The organism is Moritella sp. 28 (assembly GCF_018219435.1).
Lineage (GTDB): Bacteria > Pseudomonadota > Gammaproteobacteria > Enterobacterales > Moritellaceae > Moritella.
Map to the genome: position 1 here is coordinate 3,027,795 of NZ_CP056121.1, position 22,890 is coordinate 3,050,684.

At 39.9% G+C, this 22,890-nt stretch carries 23 protein-coding genes and 1 riboswitch; of the genes, 6 read left to right on the forward strand and 17 right to left on the reverse strand.

Annotated features, from left to right (window positions below; all coding sequences use genetic code 11):
• Positions 1 to 38 precede the first annotated feature (38 nt).
• From HWV02_RS13330 to HWV02_RS13340, 3 genes are all read right to left on the reverse strand, one after another.
• Entirely contained in the window at positions 39 to 1,181 is a 1,143-nt protein-coding gene (locus tag HWV02_RS13330) for a tetratricopeptide repeat protein (RefSeq protein WP_211676286.1), read from the reverse strand.
• A gap of 357 nt (positions 1,182 to 1,538) precedes the next feature.
• Positions 1,539 to 2,480 carry a transporter gene (locus tag HWV02_RS13335; protein WP_211688147.1) on the reverse strand — a complete coding sequence of 314 codons (942 nt, stop codon included), beginning with the start codon at positions 2,478 to 2,480 and terminating at the stop codon, positions 1,539 to 1,541.
• Between the two features lie 67 nt (positions 2,481 to 2,547).
• Positions 2,548 to 3,651 carry a DUF1214 domain-containing protein gene (locus HWV02_RS13340; RefSeq protein ID WP_211688149.1) on the reverse strand — a complete coding sequence of 368 codons (1,104 nt, stop codon included), beginning with the start codon at positions 3,649 to 3,651 and terminating at the stop codon, positions 2,548 to 2,550.
• A gap of 994 nt (positions 3,652 to 4,645) precedes the next feature.
• Between HWV02_RS13340 and HWV02_RS13345 the strand changes: the two genes are divergently transcribed.
• The gene (locus HWV02_RS13345) at positions 4,646 to 5,365 is read left to right on the forward strand and encodes a hypothetical protein (protein ID WP_211676293.1); all 720 of its coding nucleotides are present in this window, start codon (positions 4,646 to 4,648) and stop codon (positions 5,363 to 5,365) included.
• A 115-nt stretch (positions 5,366 to 5,480) separates the two neighbouring features.
• Here HWV02_RS13345 and thiE read toward each other — a convergent pair whose 3' ends face one another.
• The 7 genes from thiE to thiD are packed head-to-tail and all read right to left on the reverse strand — an operon-like array spanning position 5,481 to position 11,064.
• On the reverse strand, positions 5,481 to 6,104 hold the full coding sequence (gene thiE / locus HWV02_RS13350) for a thiamine phosphate synthase (protein ID WP_211676294.1): 624 nt from the start codon (positions 6,102 to 6,104) through the stop codon (positions 5,481 to 5,483).
• A gap of 6 nt (positions 6,105 to 6,110) precedes the next feature.
• Positions 6,111 to 6,914 carry a hydroxyethylthiazole kinase gene (gene thiM / locus HWV02_RS13355; protein ID WP_211688151.1) on the reverse strand — a complete coding sequence of 268 codons (804 nt, stop codon included), beginning with the start codon at positions 6,912 to 6,914 and terminating at the stop codon, positions 6,111 to 6,113.
• Positions 6,911 to 7,588: a thiaminase II gene (gene tenA, locus HWV02_RS13360; RefSeq protein WP_211676297.1), complete on the reverse strand. Its 678-nt coding sequence runs from the start codon at positions 7,586 to 7,588 to the stop codon at positions 6,911 to 6,913. The genes thiM and tenA overlap by 4 nt, the downstream gene beginning before the upstream one ends.
• A gap of 52 nt (positions 7,589 to 7,640) precedes the next feature.
• Positions 7,641 to 8,588, reverse strand: a complete 948-nt coding sequence (locus HWV02_RS13365) for an ABC transporter substrate-binding protein (protein WP_211688153.1) — start codon at positions 8,586 to 8,588, stop codon at positions 7,641 to 7,643.
• A gap of 20 nt (positions 8,589 to 8,608) precedes the next feature.
• Positions 8,609 to 9,436, reverse strand: a complete 828-nt coding sequence (locus HWV02_RS13370) for an ABC transporter permease (protein WP_211671947.1) — start codon at positions 9,434 to 9,436, stop codon at positions 8,609 to 8,611.
• Positions 9,429 to 10,223 carry an ABC transporter ATP-binding protein gene (locus HWV02_RS13375; protein ID WP_211688155.1) on the reverse strand — a complete coding sequence of 265 codons (795 nt, stop codon included), beginning with the start codon at positions 10,221 to 10,223 and terminating at the stop codon, positions 9,429 to 9,431. Before HWV02_RS13375 ends, HWV02_RS13370 begins: the two co-directional genes overlap by 8 nt.
• Complete coding sequence (thiD, locus tag HWV02_RS13380; RefSeq protein ID WP_211688157.1) at positions 10,213 to 11,064, reverse strand: bifunctional hydroxymethylpyrimidine kinase/phosphomethylpyrimidine kinase; 852 nt, start codon at positions 11,062 to 11,064, stop codon at positions 10,213 to 10,215. The genes HWV02_RS13375 and thiD overlap by 11 nt, the downstream gene beginning before the upstream one ends.
• A gap of 74 nt (positions 11,065 to 11,138) precedes the next feature.
• Positions 11,139 to 11,239: riboswitch (TPP riboswitch) on the reverse strand.
• A 461-nt stretch (positions 11,240 to 11,700) separates the two neighbouring features.
• On the opposite strand from thiD, the gene HWV02_RS13385 reads away from it, so the two are divergent.
• Entirely contained in the window at positions 11,701 to 12,282 is a 582-nt protein-coding gene (locus HWV02_RS13385; RefSeq protein WP_211688159.1) for a type II secretion system protein, read from the forward strand.
• 47 nt (positions 12,283 to 12,329) lie between these two features.
• On the opposite strand, the gene HWV02_RS13390 is transcribed toward HWV02_RS13385, so the two are convergent.
• The 3 genes from HWV02_RS13390 to HWV02_RS13400 form a co-directional block, all read right to left on the reverse strand.
• Positions 12,330 to 12,797, reverse strand: a complete 468-nt coding sequence (locus HWV02_RS13390) for an NUDIX pyrophosphatase (RefSeq protein ID WP_255550327.1) — start codon at positions 12,795 to 12,797, stop codon at positions 12,330 to 12,332.
• A gap of 124 nt (positions 12,798 to 12,921) precedes the next feature.
• Positions 12,922 to 13,353 carry a hypothetical protein gene (locus tag HWV02_RS13395; RefSeq protein ID WP_211688160.1) on the reverse strand — a complete coding sequence of 144 codons (432 nt, stop codon included), beginning with the start codon at positions 13,351 to 13,353 and terminating at the stop codon, positions 12,922 to 12,924.
• An 849-nt stretch (positions 13,354 to 14,202) separates the two neighbouring features.
• Positions 14,203 to 15,141, reverse strand: coding sequence for a hypothetical protein (locus HWV02_RS13400; protein ID WP_211688162.1), 939 nt, complete (start codon positions 15,139 to 15,141; stop codon positions 14,203 to 14,205).
• 333 nt (positions 15,142 to 15,474) lie between these two features.
• On the opposite strand from HWV02_RS13400, the gene HWV02_RS23025 reads away from it, so the two are divergent.
• Together HWV02_RS23025 and HWV02_RS13410 are read left to right on the forward strand one after the other, a co-directional pair.
• On the forward strand, positions 15,475 to 15,771 hold the full coding sequence (locus HWV02_RS23025) for a helix-turn-helix domain-containing protein (RefSeq protein WP_211688164.1): 297 nt from the start codon (positions 15,475 to 15,477) through the stop codon (positions 15,769 to 15,771).
• Positions 15,758 to 15,979: a hypothetical protein gene (locus HWV02_RS13410; protein WP_211688166.1), complete on the forward strand. Its 222-nt coding sequence runs from the start codon at positions 15,758 to 15,760 to the stop codon at positions 15,977 to 15,979. Before HWV02_RS23025 ends, HWV02_RS13410 begins: the two co-directional genes overlap by 14 nt.
• A 306-nt stretch (positions 15,980 to 16,285) precedes the next feature.
• Here the strand turns inward: HWV02_RS13410 and HWV02_RS13415 are convergent, their stop codons facing one another.
• A complete protein-coding gene (locus tag HWV02_RS13415; protein ID WP_211688168.1) occupies positions 16,286 to 17,293 on the reverse strand; it encodes a hypothetical protein in 1,008 nt (335 codons plus the stop codon).
• Positions 17,294 to 17,803: 510 nt separating this feature from the next.
• On the reverse strand, positions 17,804 to 18,520 hold the full coding sequence (locus HWV02_RS13420; protein WP_211688169.1) for a hypothetical protein: 717 nt from the start codon (positions 18,518 to 18,520) through the stop codon (positions 17,804 to 17,806).
• A 255-nt stretch (positions 18,521 to 18,775) separates the two neighbouring features.
• On the opposite strand from HWV02_RS13420, the gene HWV02_RS13425 reads away from it, so the two are divergent.
• The gene (locus tag HWV02_RS13425) at positions 18,776 to 20,458 is read left to right on the forward strand and encodes a methyl-accepting chemotaxis protein (RefSeq protein ID WP_211688171.1); all 1,683 of its coding nucleotides are present in this window, start codon (positions 18,776 to 18,778) and stop codon (positions 20,456 to 20,458) included.
• A 209-nt stretch (positions 20,459 to 20,667) separates the two neighbouring features.
• Positions 20,668 to 20,919, forward strand: a complete 252-nt coding sequence (locus HWV02_RS13430) for an ogr/Delta-like zinc finger family protein (RefSeq protein WP_211671963.1) — start codon at positions 20,668 to 20,670, stop codon at positions 20,917 to 20,919.
• Positions 20,920 to 20,975: 56 nt separating this feature from the next.
• Here the strand turns inward: HWV02_RS13430 and HWV02_RS13435 are convergent, their stop codons facing one another.
• Complete coding sequence (locus tag HWV02_RS13435) at positions 20,976 to 21,212, reverse strand: hypothetical protein (protein ID WP_211688173.1); 237 nt, start codon at positions 21,210 to 21,212, stop codon at positions 20,976 to 20,978.
• Positions 21,213 to 22,002: 790 nt separating this feature from the next.
• Positions 22,003 to 22,629, reverse strand: a complete 627-nt coding sequence (locus HWV02_RS13440) for a hypothetical protein (protein ID WP_211688175.1) — start codon at positions 22,627 to 22,629, stop codon at positions 22,003 to 22,005.
• Positions 22,630 to 22,890: the final 261 nt, after the last annotated feature.

Here is a 22,890-nt window from a genome sequence, read left to right on the forward strand (position 1 = left end):
TTCATCATTCTATTTAAGGCCCTTAGTTAAAGGGTCAACTAAAAAGCATTCTTTTGTGCCTCATACTGTTTTGTTTCACGCGCTTTTTTTTGCTTTTCTTGTTCAGTCATCATCGCTTGGTAATTTTTAGGATAAGTAAAAGAAAGATAAGTTGTTGTGTTAGGCCAACCTCGTGCCACTTTTAATTCAATACCATCTTCTAAGTTCCACTTATACGTCACATCACCTAACGCAGCACGACCATTTGAATAATCTGGTTCACCATATTTATTTACAACAAGGTCACGAATATGAGTCACTTGCTTTGAATCCATGTTACTTGGAAATGTATATGCTGCTTTAGCAAAATAATCATCGACCGTGTAGTCTATTCTTAATTCACTCGATCCCTTAAGCAAGTTTTTGGTGTAGTAGATATCAACCCATTTACGTTTATCTTCGCTCTTAACGTTAGCTCCAGCCAGTTTAACTGCAGCCATTAAAGTATCACGATTAGTACATTTTACGAATACGCCAAAAAGCTTAGTTTTGTTATTTGCTTTGCAATCCAATTGCTTTTTTAATGTCAGATATTTTTTCTTTGACCAACTTGTATTTGATTTCTTATACAAAGTTAATGCCTGCTTTTCATTTTTATTTACACCTCGTCCATTCTCATACATAAACCCAAGATTACCTTGTGCATATGCACTTCCCTGTTCTGCTGCTTTTCGATACCAGAAAACAGCTTGCTTATCATCTTTAACTACACCTCGCCCATTGGCATACATAAACCCAAGATTACCTTGTGCATATATATTTCCTTGCTCTGCTGCTTTGAGATACCAAATAACAGCTTGTTTATCATCTTTAGCTACACCTATCCCCTCGTCATACATAAATCCAAGATTAAATTGTGCATTTGAATCGCCCTGTTCCGCTGCTTTGCTATACCAGATAGCAGCTTGCTTATCATCTCTAGCGACACCTAATCCATTGGCATACATAAACCCAAGATTACCTTGTGCATATACATCTCCTTGTTCTGCTGCTTTTTTTAAAAGAGGGATCGCTTCAATGTAAGTCTCTTTAATGTCATTATCTTTATTGTATGCGGGAATCCCATTGAATAAATCATGATTAGCGGCAAGGGAGAATGAGAGTATCGTTAAAAATAAAAACGGGATAATTTTAAATAACATGTTATTTATCCATTATTAAATTAAGCGGTTGATTGAAAAAATCACCATAAAGTATAAATATATTTATAGCTAACCTTCTCTTTTTATCCCTCAAAACGACATGTATTTAGTAAAACCTGTGTTAATGATCGCTTTTTTCTTGATAAAAACCTAGGTTACCAACAATAATCACGTTCAAACCATCCCCCTTTCACGCCAACGTCTGCATTTGCCGTGAGCATCAACAACGGCATTAGCAATCGCTTGAGCTAATACCGATGCATTACATTAGATACACAATTAATGAATTACTAATTAACAAGGGATTACAAAGATTGTAATTTAACCACTTAATATCAGCAGCTTTGGTCATCCCTTTTAGAGCTGAGTATAAATCAATGTTAACCGGGTGAATTCACCATCTAGACCATCGTCGTTACGCTCGATGGTTTCACCATAGCTAAGTTTCAGACCTAGAGATTTCGAAAATTGAAGCCCTAGGGTAGCAGCCATATTTAAGGATCGTTGTGTGTTATCGTTAGATCTGCCATCAGTTTTAGTCTCGCCACCGTAAGAATAAACGCCATCAATTGATAACCATAAGCCAGGATTGAAATTGTGTGTGATATGGCTTTCCAATTTGAATAAGGGTTTTTGCTTTATGGTGTCCGCATTAAAAGCATCATCGTTATCACCAAAGAAGGTTATGCTGGGAAGAAAATCGATCGTTGTAAGCTGTGGGTCCAAGAAGCTCTCACCAAACCCGAAAGTAATGAGGCTACCTAACTGCAGAGAATAACGGTTACTGCCTAAGTTAGCGGACTGTTCCTCGTCGTACTCACCGGTGGGAAAGGTCAGTCTAGCGAGACCTCCTAAGGCAAAGGATGGCTTATACTGACTGTAATTCTCAAGCGTTAGTGGAGGTAAATTGTAGAGGCCTGCAGTGAATAGCAGTTGCGTATCCGCTAGTCCATCAGAGTCGGTTTGGTTGGTCAGTCTTGGTGCATTAGGCAGAGAGAAAGTAGAACTCAATTGGCCAGTAGGTTGAACCGCGGTTATAGATACATAATGATTCGCGACTGACATGGTGCGGGTATACTGTGCCACTAACAAGTCGATGTCTAAATCCAGATTAGGTGTGACCAAGCCCGAGTTAAACATCGAATTTCCTGAAATTTGCATGCCGTAAAGAGTAAATACGTTGGTATCGATTGGTGGAGGCAGATAGGCTCTAGGGCCATCGCCAATATCGGCTAAGGTTGTTGAACATAAAGAAAGAGCTAAACTCAGTGCGCACATTTGTGACAGCGGACGATTCATGATTTTTTGGAGCTTCACGTTCATTGTGATGATTCCTGTGAGAAATATGATGGTTTCTATGAAATGGCTATTTCATACTTTTAAGAAGCGGCACTAGACGATAGCCTTTTTTAATCACTCGTTCGGAAGGGCCATAATGCCTAACTGTTATGCTAAATATTCCAGACTCGTTGACAATAGGTATTCTGTTGGGTGAATCTTTAGAACAGCCGAGACTGATGGTGTAGGTACCATTTGTATTAGGTTTAGCCTTGTATGAATTGGTACTGGCCTTATCATCGAACATGAACCCTTGCTTGTTGTAAACGGTGATCGACCAAAAGTCACGGTTTTTGGGGTCCTCAAAAGTCATCTGATAACAACCGTTTGCAGGGTAATTAGGTGAGGTTTCATAAATATTATCTTTGGCTAATGCACCTCCCCAGCCTATGGCTGCTGCGGTTTGATTCTTATCCGGTTGGTAATAGGATCGAGTCTCATCGGTTGGCGATGAGAATAAGGTTGTGGAAAGCTGAACTGGGCCCTCCTGCTTCATGAGTTTTAAAATATTGGCTTTTAATTGATTTTCAACTTGATAGAACGATTCTTTTTGCACGGCCGATGAAGAAAACTTTTTATTGCTGTTAGCATTGATGATAATTTTTTGTTGAAGGCGTTTAACTTCTTTGGGTGAGAAATTTGAGTCCAAGCGGATAATGACTATCATATGCTCACCGCGATGAGTAGCCAACTCATAGGTACCCGCACCATAAGACATAGCCTGAGGACGGTGGTCTAGAGTCACCGGCTGCATCGAAAAATATCGGCCTTTTGGAACCTCGGGGAGCGTGATACTTGCTCCCGCAGAAACATCAATCACCGCTTTTGAATAATAGGCGTCACGATTCATTCGAACGACAGGTTGCATACTCGTTCGGGTGAGTTGAGATAAATGTTCAAAACGATTAACTCCGCCAGCCTTTTTTTGGGTTTCCAGCATTTGTCTAGCAGATTCAGCCACGGGGTAATACTCTTTGGTAACGATCAGCCCTTTTGGTGAGAAGAACTGTTCAATGTTAGTGGCTATCAGTACAGAGGGCTTATTATTGGCAGTGGCTGTTACACTAGCGAGTAAAAAAGCAGCAAATAAAAACAGCTGTCGGTTTTTACCAGAACCTTCAAAGTTTTTCATTAGCGGTATTCCCTTGTAAAATTAAGCTATTTGCTTTGAAGGTAGTTTAGGATTTAGTACTTAGCAAATTCCATTCCTAGTGTCGACAATGGACTCTGTGATTTCTGTTACATAAATGACGATTAATCCTATCCTGCTTAACCTTCCTTTAGATTGTGTAGTGGTTCATTGAAATTATCCTCACGATTGGAGGCTGTTTAGATCTTGGGGCCAAACCTTGATAGAACCTATTCAACCACCCCATTCAACCGCTTTAATTTACGGTTAATCTTTGTTGTGACACGTCATTTAGCATGACTGCATCATTTTCTGGTGAGGTGCTCAACCAAGGCGATTTTAATGTTCCCGCGGCCAACTTTAGTCCGCTTAAAAAGTAGATTAATTCGCAGTTATGATTCTAAACCTTTTGATAAGATAAATTACCATCGGTACATCGCACAGAATCAGGTGATAAAAGTGGCGATAGAGTGGCGATGGTTTACACTGTCTTTTAACTTACCTTATACTGTCCCTTTGAACTCTCACCGGTTTTGTCGAAAATAGAAATTACAGCGGTCTAAATTGAGAATGAGGTTTCCTTCAGATACAACTATGCCGCTAAAGAATAAAGCTGCCCCCATGGAGTCATATTTTCAGACTCCATCACCTGACCTTGTTTGAGCATAGAGTAAAGTTCAACACCTGCTAATGTTGATTCTGCACCAGCCCAGGGTTTCCACCCTAAGCATTGGTGTATATTTGATAACCCAACGATTTAAAGTTGAGTGGTAAAAATGAATGTTTCGCTACCGTATAGAGCCACCACCCCCTACTACAACAGTAACTTCAACTGGGTTATCCGTTTCACCCCCCTTGTAATACATCTCAAGTTGATGACCAATTATTGTTGTATTTTTAAACGTATCAGTAACAACTTATTTAAGTTTAGTTGTTGATTACAAAATAAAAGTCAGCCTACAATAGAGCTAACTTTAATTAATTTGATACTTGTGATATGAAAAAAAACACCTGGTTGCCAGTTGCTTCACACCCAGAACTCTTAGTTGGGCAATATATAGTGCCTAACTTTGTTTCTAATTCTGTGGCTATTCAAGTTAATGATAATGAATTTATTCTAGTCAGCCCAGGAGCATCTCTGCTAGAGAATTGGCCGGAAGAGTGGCGTAAACCTGATACAAAAATACATATTATCATGCCTAATGCTTGGCATTTTATGGGCGTATCTGCGTGGCAAGCCGCCTTTCATAATCATACGCTATACGCCAGTGAATTAGCGAAAGCTAAACTCATTGCGAAAAAAGCATTCTCAGAAAATCAGGATATTGTTGCTTTACAACAAAAACAACCACCGTTACCAGAATGTTACCAACTTTTATTTCCACCTGGACACCGCGCTGGTGATGTTTGGTTAAAAAAACAAACCTCAGATGATACGAGTACTTGGATCACTTGTGACAGCTTCTTAAATTATGAACGACTCTCTAATCAGCCTGTTGCCCGTACTTTACAAAAAATATTAGGCGCGGCACCAGGGTTGAAGATGAGTCAGGTTGTTAAATGGTTAATTATTAATAATAAGCAAGCTTTTAAAACATGGTCTTTAAATCAATTGGAGCAAGATAATCCCACGACACTCATCCCTTCACATGGTGAATTGACGCAAGATGATCAGTTAAAAGATATAATTAAAAGTGTGATTACATCTAGCCTATAGAACATAGCAACGATAGCTAACTTAAGTAAATAACTTAGATAACGGGTACTCGCATGATAGTCGTCGCAAGAAACAGTTGCGCGACTACCGCTTATAACCGCACAGACAACTTACGTTATGAATCCCTTGTCATCAATGAGCAAAGATCTCTTGCGGCATTTTTGGGGGATGTTGCATGACAAATCGCAGATACTAACGCAACACCATCCACATTTGTGGCGATAACAGCATCAAGATTGGCAGCATTAATACCTCCTATCGCCACAATAGGGAAAGAACTTTGAGCAACTGCCTTAGCCAGTCCTTCAATGCCCCATTCTTTCTTAATATTGGTTTTTGTTGGCGTAGCAAAAATTGCACTCAAGCCTAAGTAGTCCACAGGCAATGACTCTGCTTCAATAAGTTGTTGTTCATTTTCAATCGACAGACCAAGTAATTTAGTTTTACCAATCAATCGACGCGCTGTTGCTGCTGGCATATCCGATTGGCCAAGGTGTACGCCATCGGCATCAATAGCCAACGCAACATCAACTCTATCGTTAATGATCAATGGCACGCCTGTCCCTTGCAAGATAGCCTTCACTGCCTGCGCTCTTTCGATAAAACGGCGCACATCCCCCTGCTTTTCTCGTATTTGTACCATGCTAACGCCACCAGCAACGGCTTCATTAACCACATAAGTCAATGTAGCAAGATCTTGTTTATCATCAGTAACTAAATATAAACGGTATGGATTCATGTTGCCTCACGATAATTTCAAGCGTTGAATCAGTGTATCTTCATCCAATTGATACAAGGCATCCAATAAATTAAGTTGTAAGCTACCAGGACCTTTTGATTGTTCTGCGGCAATTTCACCGACCACACCGAAGATCGCGGTAGCCGCTAATCCAGTTTCTTCGCCTACCGCGGCAAAGGCACCGGTAAGCGCGCTCAATGAACAACCCATACCAGTGACATACGGCATCATTGCATGGCCATTTTGCAACTGAACTTGCCCCTCAGCTGTGATCACAAAATCAATCGCACCAGAAATAACAACACTGCACTGATAAGTGTTAACCAAATAACGCGCAGCACCAATCGCCGTATCGCTGCTATCCAGCGCATCAACGCCTTTGTTCTGGCCTTTTTCGCCAGCCAGCGCGATGATTTCAGACGCATTACCACGAATGATTAACTTATTCGCGGCTTGCGCTATTTGACGTGATGTTTCGGTTCGCAATGCACTAGCACCGCATCCGACAGGATCAAGTACCACCACCTTGTTATTTATATTTGCCTGCTCAACCGCAAACACCATACGCGGTGTCCACTGGCTATCTAAAGTGCCAATATTGATAACGAGCGCACCAGCAAAAGACATCATTTCAGCCATTTCTTCACGGGAATGCGCCATGATTGGCGACGCACCAATCGCAAGCAATACATTTGCGGTATTATTCATCACCACATAGTTAGTAATATTCACCACCAGTGGTTTTTGCTCACGCAGTGCATTTAACGCGGTCACAATCGTATTGATATTTAAACCTAATGGTTGATTCATGCTTTGCCCTCAGAGATGATGTCTAATCCTTGCTGCCAAAAAGCAATTTCCATTCGTGTCGCGGTTCTAAATACTGTGATCAAGTCTCGCCCACGCTGGCTGTGCAAATCAATTTCAGCTAATAACACATCGATGTGTTCCATACCTCGAAGGGCCCCTTGCTGAAATTCATCACCACTATAGAGTGTGATCCAGTCTTTAAATTGATTGCCTTCCAGCTTGGTATTTTCATCTGCAATAAGGTTGCGCCCTATTTCTGCATAACCAAAAGAACAAGGCGCTAACGCTACGTATAAATCAACAATATCCCCTTTCATACCGGCATCCAGTACATAGCGTGTATAGGCGACAGTACCAAAATCTTCGTCTTCCGCTTCCAAGTCAGACTCAGTCATACCCCAATTACTACAATAGCTCACGTGGTGGCTAATCTCTGAACTCAGTAATCCATTCACACTAGGCAGTGCTTGACGCATATCAGCTAACGTGTTCGCTTTGTAAATAGCCAACGCATAAGCGCGCGCATACTGTTTTAGAAACAAAAAATCTTGCTTTAGGTAATGCAAGTAACATGGTTGTGCTAACGTGCCTTTTGCCAATTGTTGAACAAAAGTATGTTTGGTGTATGCATCCCAATCTTGACGACAGGCATTGATTAAATCTTGATGATTCATATAACAACTCATTAATTTATTTTTATTGATTAAAAAAAAGAATTACAACCGATTACAGCGCAGGTACATAATCTTTTGCTTTCGGTAAAGACTTGATGATATTTTGCGAATACATGAATTGAGCATAATCATCATAACGCTTCAGATCGATCGCTGAAGGACGCATAGCAAAACGTGTCAAAGTATCGTTCCAAGCGCGTTTATTAAGCTCATTATTTAATGTGTCTGGTGCGTACGCCGCAAACTCTTTCCACGCTTGCTGCGGATGATTAACAATATAAGTCGTCGCTTGCTCTATGGCCTTATTAAATCCAGTAATCGCTGCTTTGTCATAGGTATTTGCATTCGCAACAAAGATCAGCTCGTCATAGGCTGGTACACCGTGCTCCTCAGGGAAAAATGCCTTTGCTTTAAAACCTTCAAGGGCAAGTTGATTCCCTTCAAAGTTACGAAATCCCCCCCAGATTGCATCGACCCGACCAGATGCCAGTGAAGAAGAAAGCGCCCACCCTACATTAATAATGTTAACATCGTCATAGCTAACGCCACCTGTTTTCAGCATAGTCCCTATCGTTGCTTCTTCATTACCGGAAAACGCTATACCAATTGTTTTACCCTTAAAATCAGACAAATCATTGATCTTTTTATTGTCTAATACCATCAAGGTATTTAAAGGTGTCGCAATCAAGGTTCCCGAACGGATCAATGGTAAACCAGCAGCGACATCAATCGTCAAATTAGGCTGATAAGAGATCGCTAAATCGACCTTCTTCGCTGCAACCAGTTTTGGTGGCATACTTGGATCAGCAGGCTCTTGAATGTCAACATTAAGACCTTGAGCTTTAAAATAACCACGCTCTTTCGCAATAACGACAGGGCCATGGTTCGGATTCACGAACCAATCCAGCATCAGGGTCAATTTTTTCGTTTCTGCATGAGCAAAGACAGGTAACAGAGTCGCAGTAAGTGCCAAAGCACTAAAAATAATATTCTTTTTCATTAAACGTCCTTAAATTCCGATCAAACTTCCCAAGGGATCAGTTTTTTTAACAATTTATCTGCCACAAAATAAAGCGTGATAGACAAGGCTGACAATATAAATAACGCGGCAAACATTTCATCTATCATCATGCGTGCATTTGCCTGCAACATAAGATAGCCCAAGCCTTCACTTGACCCGACCCACTCTCCGGCTACGGCACCAATTGGCGCAATAACTACTGCCACACGGATCCCCGAAGCAAGCGTTGGTAAAGCCGCTGGAAATTGAATATGACGCAACATTTGCCACTTGGTCGCGCCCATTGTTTTTGCCAGATCAAGATAACCAACGGGAGTATTTCGTAAACCGTCGTAACAACAGGTGGTAACAGGAAAAAAGATGATCAACGCCGCCATCACGATTTTGGATGAGATACCGTAACCTAACCACAACATCAATATCGGTGCGATAGCGAACACGGGAATGGCTTGGCTGGCAATCAAAATAGGCAATAACCAACGTTTAACTGGATTGAACAGCAGCATTTGTAGTGCGAATAACAACCCCATAGTTAAACCGAACAGTAAACCAAGTACGATCTCTTGCGCGGTGACCCAACCGTGTTTAAGTAAGACAGTGTGTCTTTGAAGCAATCTTTCGAATACATCCACAGGGCTGGGTAAAATGAATGAGGGCATCTCAAAGATAATCACGACAGCTTGCCACAAGCCGATAATCACCGCAGCGCTAATCACCATGCGAACCAGTGGGTTAACTACACGTGGTTTACTTTTCACCTTGCATGGTATTAAATCTGCTTGGACTGTATTAACTTGGATTGCGTCTACCTGATTTAAATCACTCATAATCTTGATCCAAGCGAGCCATAATGGTGTGCTGAAGTTCAGCACACTCTGCATCAAAATCACGAGGCGTCACTGAGGCGGGAACGAGCAACGATTCTGCATAAGCAGGCTTTCCTTGCATAATATAAAGTCGGTTTGCTAAGCGAATAGCTTCTTGTGGATCGTGGGTGATAAATACCACCGTTTTATTTTGCAGTAATTGGTAAGCAAGGTTTTGCAGGCGATAGCGTGTTACTGCATCTAACGCAGAGAATGGTTCATCCATTAATACGATGGGTTTGTCTTGCATGAGCGTTCTCGCCAGCGCCACGCGCTGACGCATGCCTCCGGATAGTTGCTGCGGCAAGTAATTTGATTTATCCGCCAGCCCCACTTTTTGTAATAACGAGTGCGCTTTATCAAACTGAATGTGTGTTTTCTTTGTTTGATAATCCGCACCGCCAAATTGAGTGCTTAACATAACGTTATCTAACACCGACAACCAAGGCATCAACAGATCTTGCTGCGCCATATAAGCAATATTATCCTTGATGTCACATTGAGGTTGCGTGGAGAGTTCACCGGCCCAATCCACTTTATCGTCAAGCAAGTTAGCAAGGTAGCGCAGTAAAGAGCTTTTACCACAACCACTTCGCCCCAAAATACATGTCCACTGCCCTGCGGGAATATGCATATCAAGTCCAGCTACAGTCACTTCAGTACTGCCGTGATAACGCAGGTAGCCACCTGATATATCGATACTGACAGCATTTTTGTTGGCAGATATAGCCAATGTATTAGCAGACATTAGCGTGACCACTGAAGAAATGATTTACCGGTCCATGACCTTTACCTATCTCTAATTCATCGGCATGCGCAATGGCCTGTGAGATATACTGTTTACCCAGTTGCACAGCCCGCAACAGATCATGACCTTGTGCCAGATAGGATGCGATAGCCGAAGATAACGTGCAACCAGTGCCATGAGTATTACGCGTGTTGATACGTTTTGCTGTTAAGTGGTGGACATCTTCGGGGAAAATGAGCAGATCGTTACTGTTTTCATCTTGTTCTAAGTGACCACCTTTGAGTAGTACTGCTTTTGCACCCAGTTGTCGAAGGCCAGTGATCATGTTGATCATATCTGCTTCGCTGCTCGGTATTTCACTACCAATAAGCGCAGCACCTTCAGGTAAGTTTGGCGTAATGATATCGGCAAGCGGCAGTAATTCCGCTTTGAGCGTGCTGATCGCAGATTCTTGTATCAATAAGTCGCCACTGGTCGCGACCATGACGGGATCGACAACTAAAAATGCAGGTTGATACTGTTTTATTTTGGCCGCGACTATTTTGATGATGTCATCATCGGCCAGCATACCGACTTTAACTGCAACGATATTCAGATCAGTAAAAACAGCATCAAGTTGTTTTTCGACATGTTCAAGGGGTATTGGGAAGATGGCTGATACGCCGAGGGTGTTTTGAGCGGTAATTGCGGTGATCACTGAGCAGGCATAACTGCCCGTTGCAGACATCACTTTAATGTCGGCTTGAATACCAGCGCCGCCACCACTATCGGAGCCCGCGATCGTGAGTACGATAGGTGTAAATGCAACTTGGTTTTTATTTATTGCGGTAATGTTTGACATAAAGTTCCTAAGGCTAACGTATAGGAACTTTATCGAGCTAAAATTTTATGAAACGTGACGGATCAAATAATACAAAGCAAGACTTACTAGTTCCCTACGCCAGTATTAACTGAATCAGGTTCAACGGGTCTTGCAAAATGCAATCTCAGCCTAAAAGGCCCCCCGACTATATATGCGCACATAATAACAAGTTTTATTAAAAGAGCAACTTAACAATGCTAATTACCTTTAATGTAGTTAGTTTGCTTAGTCATTGAGCATGACTGCATTATTTTCTGGTGAGGTACTCAACCAAGGCGATTTAATGTTCTCGTTGCCGACACTCCACAATATACAACCAACTGGCAGGATATAATGATTTGATCCGTCAATTTCCCTTGGTAATTATAAAAACGACAGAGTCGCTTGGTAGTTATGGTACGACAGAGTCCCTTGGTGTTCACAAGGCTTAACGCTGTTGCTCTAAACCATAGTTGGACAGAACTGGCTTAGAGTTATTGTGCTAACCGAGATAATACACATTAGATTTTGTAGCTAAATTCGCTATACCACTACACTGCTGTTGTAAGGGTATTTTGATAAATAGCTTAAACTGATATCATACACCTGTCTAAAATCAATGTTTAAGTTATAAAAATGAAAAAACAAAGTGGTTTCACTTTAATCGAGCTAGTCGTGTGTATCATATTACTTGCTATTTTATCATCCGTTGCAATCGCAAAATTCTTAGATTTTCGTACAGATGCAAGGAATGGTTCTTTAGCCGAAGTCCGTGCTCAAATTGAATCTCAGGCAACAGTTGTTTATGCAAAATTAGCTTTAGCAGGGTTAGAGAAAAGAAACCCGAATAGAAATGATCCTATCACTGGTGGCGGATATTACGGAGATGAACCTGCGGATAATCCATTTAAAAATATCTGCGGTCATGATTGCTATTTTATTTATGGAACACCTTCCGCCTCGTCAACAACAATATCCTCACTTATGCACAGAATTGGACAAGGACAGGATATCGTCTTTTCTGGGTATCATTCTAATGATTGGGTTTCAGAGGGTGTATCTGGCACTAATATTGTAGGTACGTTTTCATTTAAAGATAATGTAAATATTTCTACAAATCCAGAGCTCAACACGTTAAAAGCAGAAAGTTGTTTCATTTGGTATTCAGGAGCAAGAGAAGATAGAAACTTTAAGATTGGAACTGTCTCATGCGAATAGAATAAATTGTTGGGATGTTTGATGATGGTCAACGAAGGCACCTAGAATTATTTTTGGTGGGTGACCTTCACACGCATGAGCTTCGATGGCTTACTTTCAACAAAATTATTCCATATATGTTCGTAAAGTAATTTTTGGCCTGGAAATTCAGCGAGTTCAATAGCTTCACTTAACAAACACCATTTATATTCAGTATGTTCATGATTAATGATAATCGTTTGATTTGGCTTACAGTAGACGACAAAAACAGGGATCATTTCTATTATATTAAGGTTGCTTTCATAGAATTGCTCTAGGTATTGTCCATTATATAATTCAGTAACCTTAATCTCAGTTTCTTCTCTAAACTCTCTAATTATGGTTTGCCAGCCTTTTTCATCGGGTTCAATGCTTCCAGCAACATGACACCAAAAGCAACCCTTAGTCCTTTTCATCAAAAGCATTTTTGTTTGCCCATCAATAACAGACAAAGCGACGCCTGAGACAACAGCACTTCTAATTGGGATCATTTCCATTCCTCATATTATCCTGAAGGTCATTTAACGCTTACATAAGCGGAAAATTATAGTTGGCTAAAATGTTGAGGAACGAAAACAGCCAACTGCTTTATTCTCATTATTAATTAGCTTGTTATGTATACTAAAGCCGATCATAGTAGTCACCATCTCTATGTCTGAAAAAAACATTACAGTACCCTAACTCAACTTGTAATGGATCTTTATTTAGGACTTTAACATATGGATTTAACTCCAATGTAACTGTAATAGTTTTTGACAACAATAGTTCATTGTAAAGAGCACGTTTACGCTTTTCAGAGCCAGAATAAGGCATGCGAATGATGATGTTTTTATTGCAATTTGGAGCGGCGATTGGAAAGTGCTCTTTTGGGACAAACACTTCAAATTGACCACCTTCATTAAATCCGTATTCAGAGTTTACAGAATAATTGCCTGAAGTAAGTTCGTATCTGATGTGATAATAATCAGAATACTTTCCAGAATTAACTTTGATCTCTTGAGCATTAAGCTGAAACGCGATTAACAACACCCAAAAACTTGATAAATACTTCATACTATCCTTATACACATAATGTTTGCATAACAGGACTCTCGATTTCCCAAATTCATTCACTCCACATAAAAGTAGATTAATTAATTGAAAAATAAGATTATACTTCAAATTTATTAATTACATGTTTATGGGAAAATGAGCCGTCCTGTAAATTATTTCTTTAATCTTGTAAGTTATATACAAGACTAGCTATGCAACTGATTATATTGACATTAATTTTAGACTACAAGATAAACCTTGCTGTCTTTGGCAAATCGAGACTGCGTTCACCAAAATACAAATAGCACTGTATAAAATCACCCTGTCTAGCCGTTTTCTTAGTGCATAAATATAATCAAATCAGTTGGTAATTTTTGCACGCCAAAATGTTAAGTAAATGTGAACGCGTTGTGTTGAACCTTTGGGTCGGTACTTAACCAAGGCGATTTGGGTAAATTGCAATTTGGCGCCTCAATAAACATGAAGGGTTTGTCACTTTGTGTCAAAAGGTGTCACAACTTTGACATTAGAGATAACAGCCCCCGCAGTGAGGGGCTGATTAATTAAAAACGTTAGACCTAGATATTAGAGACCCTCTAGGTTTTTTAATTTATTTTTAGCTTTAATATGGTTTTTTCTGCGGCCTTACGATACAAGCTACGCAACTTTCTTGCCAGACAAAGTACATACTGTTAAGTCTCAACAAACAATTGGGCAAAACTAATACCCACCAGCACAACAAATAGACGTGCTGGTGGACAATTTACTTCTTCCTACTCACTGGCGGCGAAAAGTAGCCTTGGTTAGAGAGTCACTAAGGCCCAACCAGTTACTGAAATGCATCACCGCCTTTTATTTTTAACGAAACTTTTATTTTCGGGTTAGTGTGTTATTACTCGCATCGTAGGATGCTTTGTATTTTATATTACTAGTGCTTTTAAATGGTAACTCACCAACCACGATTAACTGACTGTTATAATTATGGTTAATTAAAATTGAACTATCGTAGTCATTGTTACTATAGCTGACTAGCATTCTTTCTTTATCGCTTCTGAAGGTATATTCGTATCTTCCATCAAATTTTCCACTTTCATTAATAGTTTTAAGTTCAACGTTGAATGCACCTTCGTCTAATTGAGCTAGTTGAATCTTAACTTTACCTATATCTTTGTCGTCAATATAATAGCGGTCCGAGGTGACATTCCAAAAATAAACTTCACCACCTGCATGGGTTAGGTCTGCTGTTGTATTACCAAGTTTAGGATGAGGCCATGAATCTCTTCTATCATGGCTTATTTGTTGAAATCCCAACTTATTTTTTATCGAATTAATGTCATTAACTTTGTAAATACTCTTTAATTCTTTAACTTTAGCGTCAAGTGTTGGAAGTTGTTCATCGAATACTGAGCTGCCAAACATAACCAGAGCATTAATTTCAATAATTGTCTCTGCAATATTATCTACCACCTTAAGGACTTTTTGGACGTCATTTTTTATGTTCTCAGCGTCTGGGTTATCCTTACCTATAACATTGGCAAGTGGAGGTAAAAGAGCATCACCATTCGGCCCATATACGCCTAAAAGAGTTCTATCTAGCTTGAACTGTTTTTCTTTTACCGGAGTCGTCGGTTTTACCGGAGTCGTCGGTTTTACCGGAGTCGTCGGTTTTACTGGAGTCGTCGGTTTTACTGGAGTCGTCGGTTTTACCGGCGTTTTCTTATCGCCACCACCATCGCCACCGCCACCGCCACATGCAGTAAGAAGCACCGACAATAAAGTTGTTGCCACGAGAGATCTAATTGTTTTCATTTGGAGTAATCGCCTTTGTTTTACGTTTAATCAAAGGTAAAATGTTGCACTGTGCTTTTTATCACATCATTTTTTGGCGGATTATACCGATGCAGTAAAGCTTCTCAAGCATTAATATGTAAGTGAATGTAACCGTACTATCGTTTTAAATTTAATGGTGATTTAGATGCGCTAGAAAATTATTTTGGGGAATATTAAATTTATTTATCTTCAGTTTTTGCCTGAAAATCGAGTTATCCTTGAGCAATTTAAAGCATTGCTCTCCAGTCTAATGAGTAAGAGATTCAACGAGATCACTCGCTTTAGCATGACGAGACGGAATCCAACACTCAAATGACGAAAGTTAGAATCCCGCCTTTCAACTATGATGGTGGAAAGGTGATAACAGAAAAGTTGGTTAAAATAATAGGATCAACGAATCTTATTGATTTAGCAGAATCTTTGGGGATTCCAAGAACAACGATATCTACTTGGCATACTCGTGATATGACTCTTTTTGAGATCGCCGTTAGGATTAACCTAGCTAAAGGCGTGTCTTTGAGATGGCTGTTACTAGATGAAGGTGATGCTTTTGAAAGTGATGGAGTGATATGGTTTAACTCCGAGCGCTACTCGTGTGATCGATCTTGATGGCTCATTGTTATTTGTTAATACTGAAGAAGTAACCCCTAGTTCAGGCCGTTATTTATTGGATATAGATGGTGCGATTTCCATAAATCATTTGCAGCGTTTACCAGGTAAAAAGTTAGCCATGAGTTATGGCAACACATCAGTTGAAGTTGCAGAAGCGGATATTGTTGTGTTGGGACGTGTAGTGCTGACGATGGAAAAAGAGTAAAAGAGCTCTGTAAATAGGCTATGTAGACACGAGTTCTAGCCCAGCTAATTAACTTAGTAGATTTTGAGTTAGCTAGGCTAGCTAACTCGATTTTGGACATAACTTTGTTAGAGTTACATACACATTAGGTTTTGTAGGGCAAGTGATGGCTTTTAGCTGAAACCCTCATATCCGATTAACATAACATGCGTTATGCGCAGTGAGGATAGGTGCTTCTGTATTATGATTAACTAGAAACTAGAGCTATTCTTACAGAAGTCCTATAAAAAATTTTTAACGTATCAATGTGAGCACGCGAGCTATTAATTAACGGCTTTTCAAAGACTTATAGACATTGAATGGTTTTTTCCATTTATTAACTAAGGTAAAACCTCGAGGCTGTCTTATTTGCGCTATATGAAGTCCGTTGTTATCGGCAGACATTCTGCGTTCATGAGCTTCTCTAGCTAATTTACCAAAAGCAGTCACAAGTTCATTGGGGGTTGTATTTAAACCCCATTGATGTAATTGCAGTAGCGTTTGATTAATAATTGTGTCGTATTCAGTGCCAACGTTACCTAGCATCGAACCTAGACCATAATTTATGCGCTCTATGACCCAGTTTCTCCGACGCGTAATCTCAGCATTGAGATTAATCTTATTTTCTTTATTATTGGCACTTCTATCTATTAAGCCTGCATCCAGTTGCAGTTCCGTAACAAGAAGAAAATATGGATCAGAGTCCACAGTGCTTTCGGCAAGGGTATCAGCTATGGCTTTTATTTGTTCATCAGATTTAAATTGATGACTTGATTTGTAGTAATGCTCTTTAGTTGCTATTTGTTTTAAAGCCCTTAAATTAGCAGCTAAAACCCTGTTGTAAGCTGGATTAATCCTCGCCCTCTGACGAGCATCTAAAGTTCCTGTTAGAGGCGGCATGACATTTTCAGGTAATCCTATAAATCTAGAGCTGCCTATTCCAGTTCTATCCGACAGCGGCCCAAATTCAAGAGGAATAGCAATGTTTCCTGAGTAATAATTAATCATGTCGGCTCGGTAACAATTCAAAACACTTGCATGTGTCATTTCATGGACAAAATTATGCAGTAGTGTTGATTTATAGTTGACTTCACAGCCAATTAACTGACTATCTGAGTATAGAGGCCCAGCAGTATTCCCTGGTTTAAAAACTAATAGGAAGTCAGGGTTATTATATAGTGCAATTAATTCACCAAGAACAAGGTATAAAGGGTCTTGTGCATTTAATTCGCCACAAATGAGTTGTAGTTTTTGTATTTTTGTTTCTGCGTCTGCAGCAAAATTTCCAAGAGGCATTATTAGTATCCTGCGGATTAGTTTTATGTGTAATTAACTTGATGTTTCATAGTGCGAAAGTACCACCCCCTGTATTTATGTCCCTCTACCATCTTCAGTTTCCCGCTTCGCTTTTATTTCACTCTTTTCGACGTGATTTTTAATGATCTTTTGCAATTTTGATCTGGCCAAGTGCCATATATGCGATTAAAGCTATAACTGGACCACTTAGGAAATAAATAATGTCTAACCAACTCTTTAACGTTCCCAGCATAACTTCCTTCTGTACCTTACGGCTTGGTGACTAATTTCGCCACAAAGCTATTTTGGATTATAATTAAAACTGAATAGTACATTATAAGAACATGATTACATTGCTTATTTATTGTAGTGGTTCATTGAAACTGGCCTCGTCGGAGGCTTTTTAGATCTAGGGATGAAATCGTCCATACACGGCCTATTGAACATAAAGGTGACATTTCAAACTTGCCTTAACATGGTATCCATAGTTATTCTGATATAATCTCGTTGCTACTGGGCGTAGCGGCCTTCTACGAACTCGGTATTTATTTTATTATTATCGTCAAACAAAATCATGTAATAGTTACCAAATCCTATTGCACTAGTACGAAGGCTGAGTGGGCGTTTAAAGCCATTTTTGTCCGTTACTTCAACTCTAGATGGCTTACCTGAGCAATAAATACCACTGTGTATGGTATCGTTAAAGTCATAGCCAAATTCTTTAATTTGATATGAATTATCGTCACATATTACTTTCACCACAGCAGTCATATTTTCAATCGAGTTATAAAAATATAATTGTGTTACGCTCGGGCTACTTGAAGATGGTCGTGGTAATAGCTTTAATTTAGGCTTTGAAGTTGAACCCGAAATAATCAGTACAGCGCTAGGCCTTATCGTATAATCAGAATCTGTTTCAATATCAATATTTGATGTAATGATCGGCATTTGTGAATTGGTACTCTTTACTAAAAATTGTGCTTTAGTTTTGATATCCCCTTCCCATGAAAACGCTCGAGCACTGGTTGTTGAACGAGCTAAGTTTGATACTGAAATCACTTGTTTGCTATCAACAGATACAGCAGAGTCAATGACTTGTTTATCTGACATAACATTAACAGTTGCTATTGAGTAGGTTCTGGTTGGTTGCGTGACCGTTTTAGATTCATCACCGGAGCCACAGCCGAACAGCAAGCTGCATAATATTATTGTAAATATTTTATTCATACTCGTACTTATCAAAATTTGAAAGGTGAGGATAATCTAACATAAAATAAAAATTTCACTTCAACTTTTTGTAAGTGTTTGTAAGTGTTTGCAAGTGTTTTCAACTACTTACTCCCTTTTGGTGAAATCAGATATACCACTCAGTTTTATAAAAAAAACACTGATATTTATCAATGAAAGCACTGATGATTCTATTCAGCCAAGGATGAGTAATACATAATATCGCCATTTGAAACCCTACTAGGTATTTTGTAAATGAATAATTTCCCGATGAAAATAAAGCTCTTGCTAGTCTCATTAATTCCTATGATTATCGTCACGGTGTTCACCTTAGGTATTAGTATTAATTCACAGAAGAAACAAGTCGAAATTCAAATTCAGGATTATCGGCAAGTCTTAACCAATGAGCGTAAAAATAACATTAAAGATGCCGCTTTAGTCGCATCAGCAGTAATAGAAGAGATTGTAAGCCGACTAGGTACTGGAGATGAAGCCAGACAAGCTGCTCGCAATGCTTTAAATAAAGCTCGATTTTCGCAAGGTAGCGGATATTTTTTCGCATTCGATGAAAAACGTCAGTACGTTATTCATAGCCTAAAGCCTCAAGTTGAAGGAACATCAGGCGCAAACTTAACCGACCCTAATGGTGTAAAAATCACAGCAGGCCTACACGACAAAGCAAACCAAGGTGGCGGTTTCATCGAGTACGTTTATGACAAACCGGGCTCAAGTACTCCTCAACCTAAAATTGCTTACGCATCTCCAATTGCTGGTAGTAAATGGTTTTTAGGTAGTGGACTCTATACGGATGATATTGTTGCTGCTACTGAACTCTTTGGAGAAAAAGCACACCAACAACTTAATGAACAAATTACAGCTGTGATTATTACTGCTCTATCGGTCCTATTAGCTGTAGCTTTACTGATAACCTATGTAGCAGCAAAAGTTATCGCACCAATAAATAGCATGCTAGCAACATTTAATGATATTGCTAACGGTGATGGCGACTTAACGCAGCGTGTCAATGTTGAAGGCCAAGATGAAATAGCTCAACTAGGTAAAGCATTCAACATTTTCATATCAAAGCTTCATGGCATTATTTCTGAAGTCGCAACAACAACCGTACAAGTGACTGATGCAGCGGGTTCAATTAACCTGCAAATTGCACAAATGAACCAACAACTACAAGATCACAACCAAGAAACAGAGCAAGTGGTAACAGCAGTAACTGAAATGAGTTCAACAGCAAACGAGGTGGCTCAAAGTGTATATCAAGTAGCGTCAGCTACCAACGAGGCACATACGGACTCACTAAGAGCTCAAGACCTAGTTCAAGTATCAACAGGCTCTATTAGTTCACTAGAAAACAATGTTCAGCAGACAAGTGAACATATGAGTTCTTTACAAGACCAATCAAAGAAAATTGATAGCGTACTTCAGGTTATCGGTGACATTGCTGAACAAACTAACCTATTAGCACTGAACGCTGCAATTGAAGCTGCACGAGCTGGTGAACAAGGCCGAGGGTTTGCTGTTGTAGCAGACGAAGTTCGTAACCTAGCAAGCCGTACACAAGGCAGCACACTTGAAATCAAAACGATGCTAGATGAGCTACACCAGTTTGTGCAATCCGCGGTGTCGTCAATGCAGGACAGCCAAACAACCTGTTCTGAAGTAGTAAACTCGTCAACGGATATTTCTTCTAGTCTGAACGCGGTAACCTCTGCGGTAGAATCAATCAACTGCATGACTGAACACATTGCTACGGCAGCAACAGAGCAAAGCTCAGTAACTGAAGAAATTAACCGTAACTTAGTGTCTATCCGTGACATCGTAAGCGCTTTACTTGAATCTAGTAATCAATCAAGCGAAATCGCAAGTCAGCTAGGTGACGCAGGTGGACAGCTAAATAAACTGTTCGGTCAGTTTAAACTCTAGCTCTAATGCCTAGGCCAACGCCTGAACTAAAAGACATAACTTCACTTAAAACGCAGTGAGTTTAAAGGTCGCGATAGCGGCCTTTTTTGTGCCTGTTAGCAGAAGTTTACAGGGTAAAGAGCTATACATTCACGTCGACAAGGCTGTATAAAAACACAGTTAAATACTGTATAATTTACACCCCTGTTTGTTAGTTAAGTGGATGTTTTATGCGAGTACTTTGTTCTGAGTGTGGCGATAAAAGCCGTATACAAAAAACGAATCGAATTTCGATTGAATACACAGATTTATATTGCAGCTGTACTAATCCAGAATGCGGCCATTCATTTGTAATGAACCTAAGCTTTAGTCACACATTAAGCCCGTCAGCAAAAAGTTCAGGTAAGCTGGCCTTTGAAATGCTGAAATCACTCGATCCCAGTCTGCAGAAAGAACTTAAGCAGAAGCTTTCAATGTTGTAATAGCAAAACTGGGTTATGAGGGTTTGCTATTACACATCTAAAACTGTTCACCAGGTCTAATCAATCGACTTATTTAAACGTTCGGTATTACAAGCACCATTCAAAACCCCCATACGTCTAACCATTTCATTCATGCGCGCTGTCATTTGATTCATATCCCGCACAAGGTTTCTTGCCGCTTCAGAATCGATTAGCGACTTACCCTCTACATTCATCGTCTGCAGAGTTGTTCCATTACTATCAACAGTAATGAGATATCGCGTGATATGAGGGTCATTATTTAATTCTTTCATAATCCAGTCCTTTAAATAAAACAACTGGATAAGAGTGGCCTTATTCCCGTTAGGGTGCTGAATGTTTTATGGCAAGACTTGGCCGACTTCGTCTTTAGATAGGAAGAAGTCGATTTGATGATTTAAGCGCTTTAGTTCAACATAAGATAGGTACTCAATCATGCACCGTATAAACATACATTAGAGACCACTCACGCCACCAAAACGTAAACCTTTGATTTAAATGGCGTAAAAACTAATGATTAAGCCAACTCTAGGTCGATCCAAGTGTAGTGCCCTTCACTGTTTATATTACCGGTTTCAATATAAACACAAATAAAACCAGTTTAAAATCAAAAACTTAAAGGAGGTGAAATTAAAATTGGCGATTGAGTGGCGATAGCTGCATCCATCCACAAGGCGAGTAATCCTCCCATAAGCATCGAGAACAGCTATCCAATAGAACAAGATAACAAGATAACAATATAGATCGGATATGAGGAAGCTGTATATATACAGGGTAAGCCATAGTAACGATAACTGGCTTAAGTTCATAACGGGTACAGCATGATAGTCGTCGCAGGGAACGGCCACGTTATCCATATCACTACAAGTACGCACCTGAAATGACCATTAGCGGGAGATCGTTCGCTAGATTCTACATAATGAACTACAATCTTATTCTAATCTTACAGGCGGTCATTATACGAAGTGGTGTTAGTATTAGCTTTGATTTTTAAATAAATTCCGTGTGTTACTAAACAATAGTAATTTTTCCAACCATACCAACCTAACTACCTTTTTGTGCTGATCAATATACTTCATCGGTTATATCCATACGCTTTAGAATACTTTTAGCAACGGCCACCTCATCCCTAGCCCCTTTAGTTATGCAAGGCTTGACCACTCCCTCTATGCGATGCAACCTTAGCCCCGAATGGCTTAACGGTTCCCCCAAGTAACCTAATGGCTTCCCTTGCTTGTTTACGACTAAATATAGGTCGCCTCTTACGTGGATAAACCTATGCGGTAGCATAACTCGATTAAAGCAAAGATCATGATAATCTCTATGTATCCCTCGCCTAACTTCCCATAGGCATTTAGACGCTATAGACTTGCCATCCATTAAGCTATAAACGCTATCTAGCCGCGCCTTAATCTCTCCGTATTGCTCCCCGTCGTACTTTTCAAGGTTTAGCTGCTTATCCTCTATGATGGCCTGTATAGCTTCCCACGGTTCCGTCGTTTTCATAATTAAGAATACTTCTATTAGAAACGGCCTTAAGTCGCTACCAATATAAAGCCAGTGCCTTTGAGCTTCACCTGCCCGTAACTTATTGAAACGTTCTTTCGGTGTCCCTAGTGAGTTAATATATTGCTGCTTGGTTGCGAATGCTGTTATAAATTCGCCGCCGTACTCATAGCTATAGGTTTTCATTGCTTAGTGTCCTTTTAGGCTCTGTGTTAGTCTGCGGCTGTAACGTCTTTTAGTAAGTATTGCCAGCCCTTGTTACCCTCTACGGCTTCAAAGGTGGGCTACGTACGTGATCAAAGTGAAGTGATATCGCTAATTTTGCCTCGATTCAGAAGGCTTAATCATTGCGCATAACGCATGTTATGCGCAATTTGATGGGAGTGTCAGCTAGATGCCTTCACTGCCCCTACAAAATATAATGATATTACTATCGACTAGAGCAAT

Bases quoted from the DNA above. Each gene is read 5' to 3' on its own strand.
- HWV02_RS13330 (WP_211676286.1), bottom strand. From the start codon at position 1,181: ATGTTATTTAAAATTATCCCGTTTTTATTTTTAACGATACTCTCATTC.
- HWV02_RS13335 (WP_211688147.1), bottom strand. From the start codon at position 2,480: ATGAATCGTCCGCTGTCACAAATGTGCGCACTGAGTTTAGCTCTTTCT.
- HWV02_RS13340 (WP_211688149.1), bottom strand. From the start codon at position 3,651: ATGAAAAACTTTGAAGGTTCTGGTAAAAACCGACAGCTGTTTTTATTT.
- HWV02_RS13345 (WP_211676293.1), top strand. From the start codon at position 4,646: ATGAAAAAAAACACCTGGTTGCCAGTTGCTTCACACCCAGAACTCTTA.
- thiE (WP_211676294.1), bottom strand. From the start codon at position 6,104: ATGAATCCATACCGTTTATATTTAGTTACTGATGATAAACAAGATCTT.
- thiM (WP_211688151.1), bottom strand. From the start codon at position 6,914: ATGAATCAACCATTAGGTTTAAATATCAATACGATTGTGACCGCGTTA.
- tenA (WP_211676297.1), bottom strand. From the start codon at position 7,588: ATGAATCATCAAGATTTAATCAATGCCTGTCGTCAAGATTGGGATGCA.
- HWV02_RS13365 (WP_211688153.1), bottom strand. From the start codon at position 8,588: ATGAAAAAGAATATTATTTTTAGTGCTTTGGCACTTACTGCGACTCTG.
- HWV02_RS13370 (WP_211671947.1), bottom strand. From the start codon at position 9,436: ATGAGTGATTTAAATCAGGTAGACGCAATCCAAGTTAATACAGTCCAA.
- HWV02_RS13375 (WP_211688155.1), bottom strand. From the start codon at position 10,223: ATGTCTGCTAATACATTGGCTATATCTGCCAACAAAAATGCTGTCAGT.
- thiD (WP_211688157.1), bottom strand. From the start codon at position 11,064: ATGTCAAACATTACCGCAATAAATAAAAACCAAGTTGCATTTACACCT.
- HWV02_RS13385 (WP_211688159.1), top strand. From the start codon at position 11,701: ATGAAAAAACAAAGTGGTTTCACTTTAATCGAGCTAGTCGTGTGTATC.
- HWV02_RS13390 (WP_255550327.1), bottom strand. From the start codon at position 12,797: ATGGAAATGATCCCAATTAGAAGTGCTGTTGTCTCAGGCGTCGCTTTG.
- HWV02_RS13395 (WP_211688160.1), bottom strand. From the start codon at position 13,353: ATGAAGTATTTATCAAGTTTTTGGGTGTTGTTAATCGCGTTTCAGCTT.
- HWV02_RS13400 (WP_211688162.1), bottom strand. From the start codon at position 15,141: ATGAAAACAATTAGATCTCTCGTGGCAACAACTTTATTGTCGGTGCTT.
- HWV02_RS23025 (WP_211688164.1), top strand. From the start codon at position 15,475: ATGACGAAAGTTAGAATCCCGCCTTTCAACTATGATGGTGGAAAGGTG.
- HWV02_RS13415 (WP_211688168.1), bottom strand. From the start codon at position 17,293: ATGCCTCTTGGAAATTTTGCTGCAGACGCAGAAACAAAAATACAAAAA.
- HWV02_RS13420 (WP_211688169.1), bottom strand. From the start codon at position 18,520: ATGAATAAAATATTTACAATAATATTATGCAGCTTGCTGTTCGGCTGT.
- HWV02_RS13425 (WP_211688171.1), top strand. From the start codon at position 18,776: ATGAATAATTTCCCGATGAAAATAAAGCTCTTGCTAGTCTCATTAATT.
- HWV02_RS13430 (WP_211671963.1), top strand. From the start codon at position 20,668: ATGCGAGTACTTTGTTCTGAGTGTGGCGATAAAAGCCGTATACAAAAA.
- HWV02_RS13435 (WP_211688173.1), bottom strand. From the start codon at position 21,212: ATGAAAGAATTAAATAATGACCCTCATATCACGCGATATCTCATTACT.
- HWV02_RS13440 (WP_211688175.1), bottom strand. From the start codon at position 22,629: ATGAAAACCTATAGCTATGAGTACGGCGGCGAATTTATAACAGCATTC.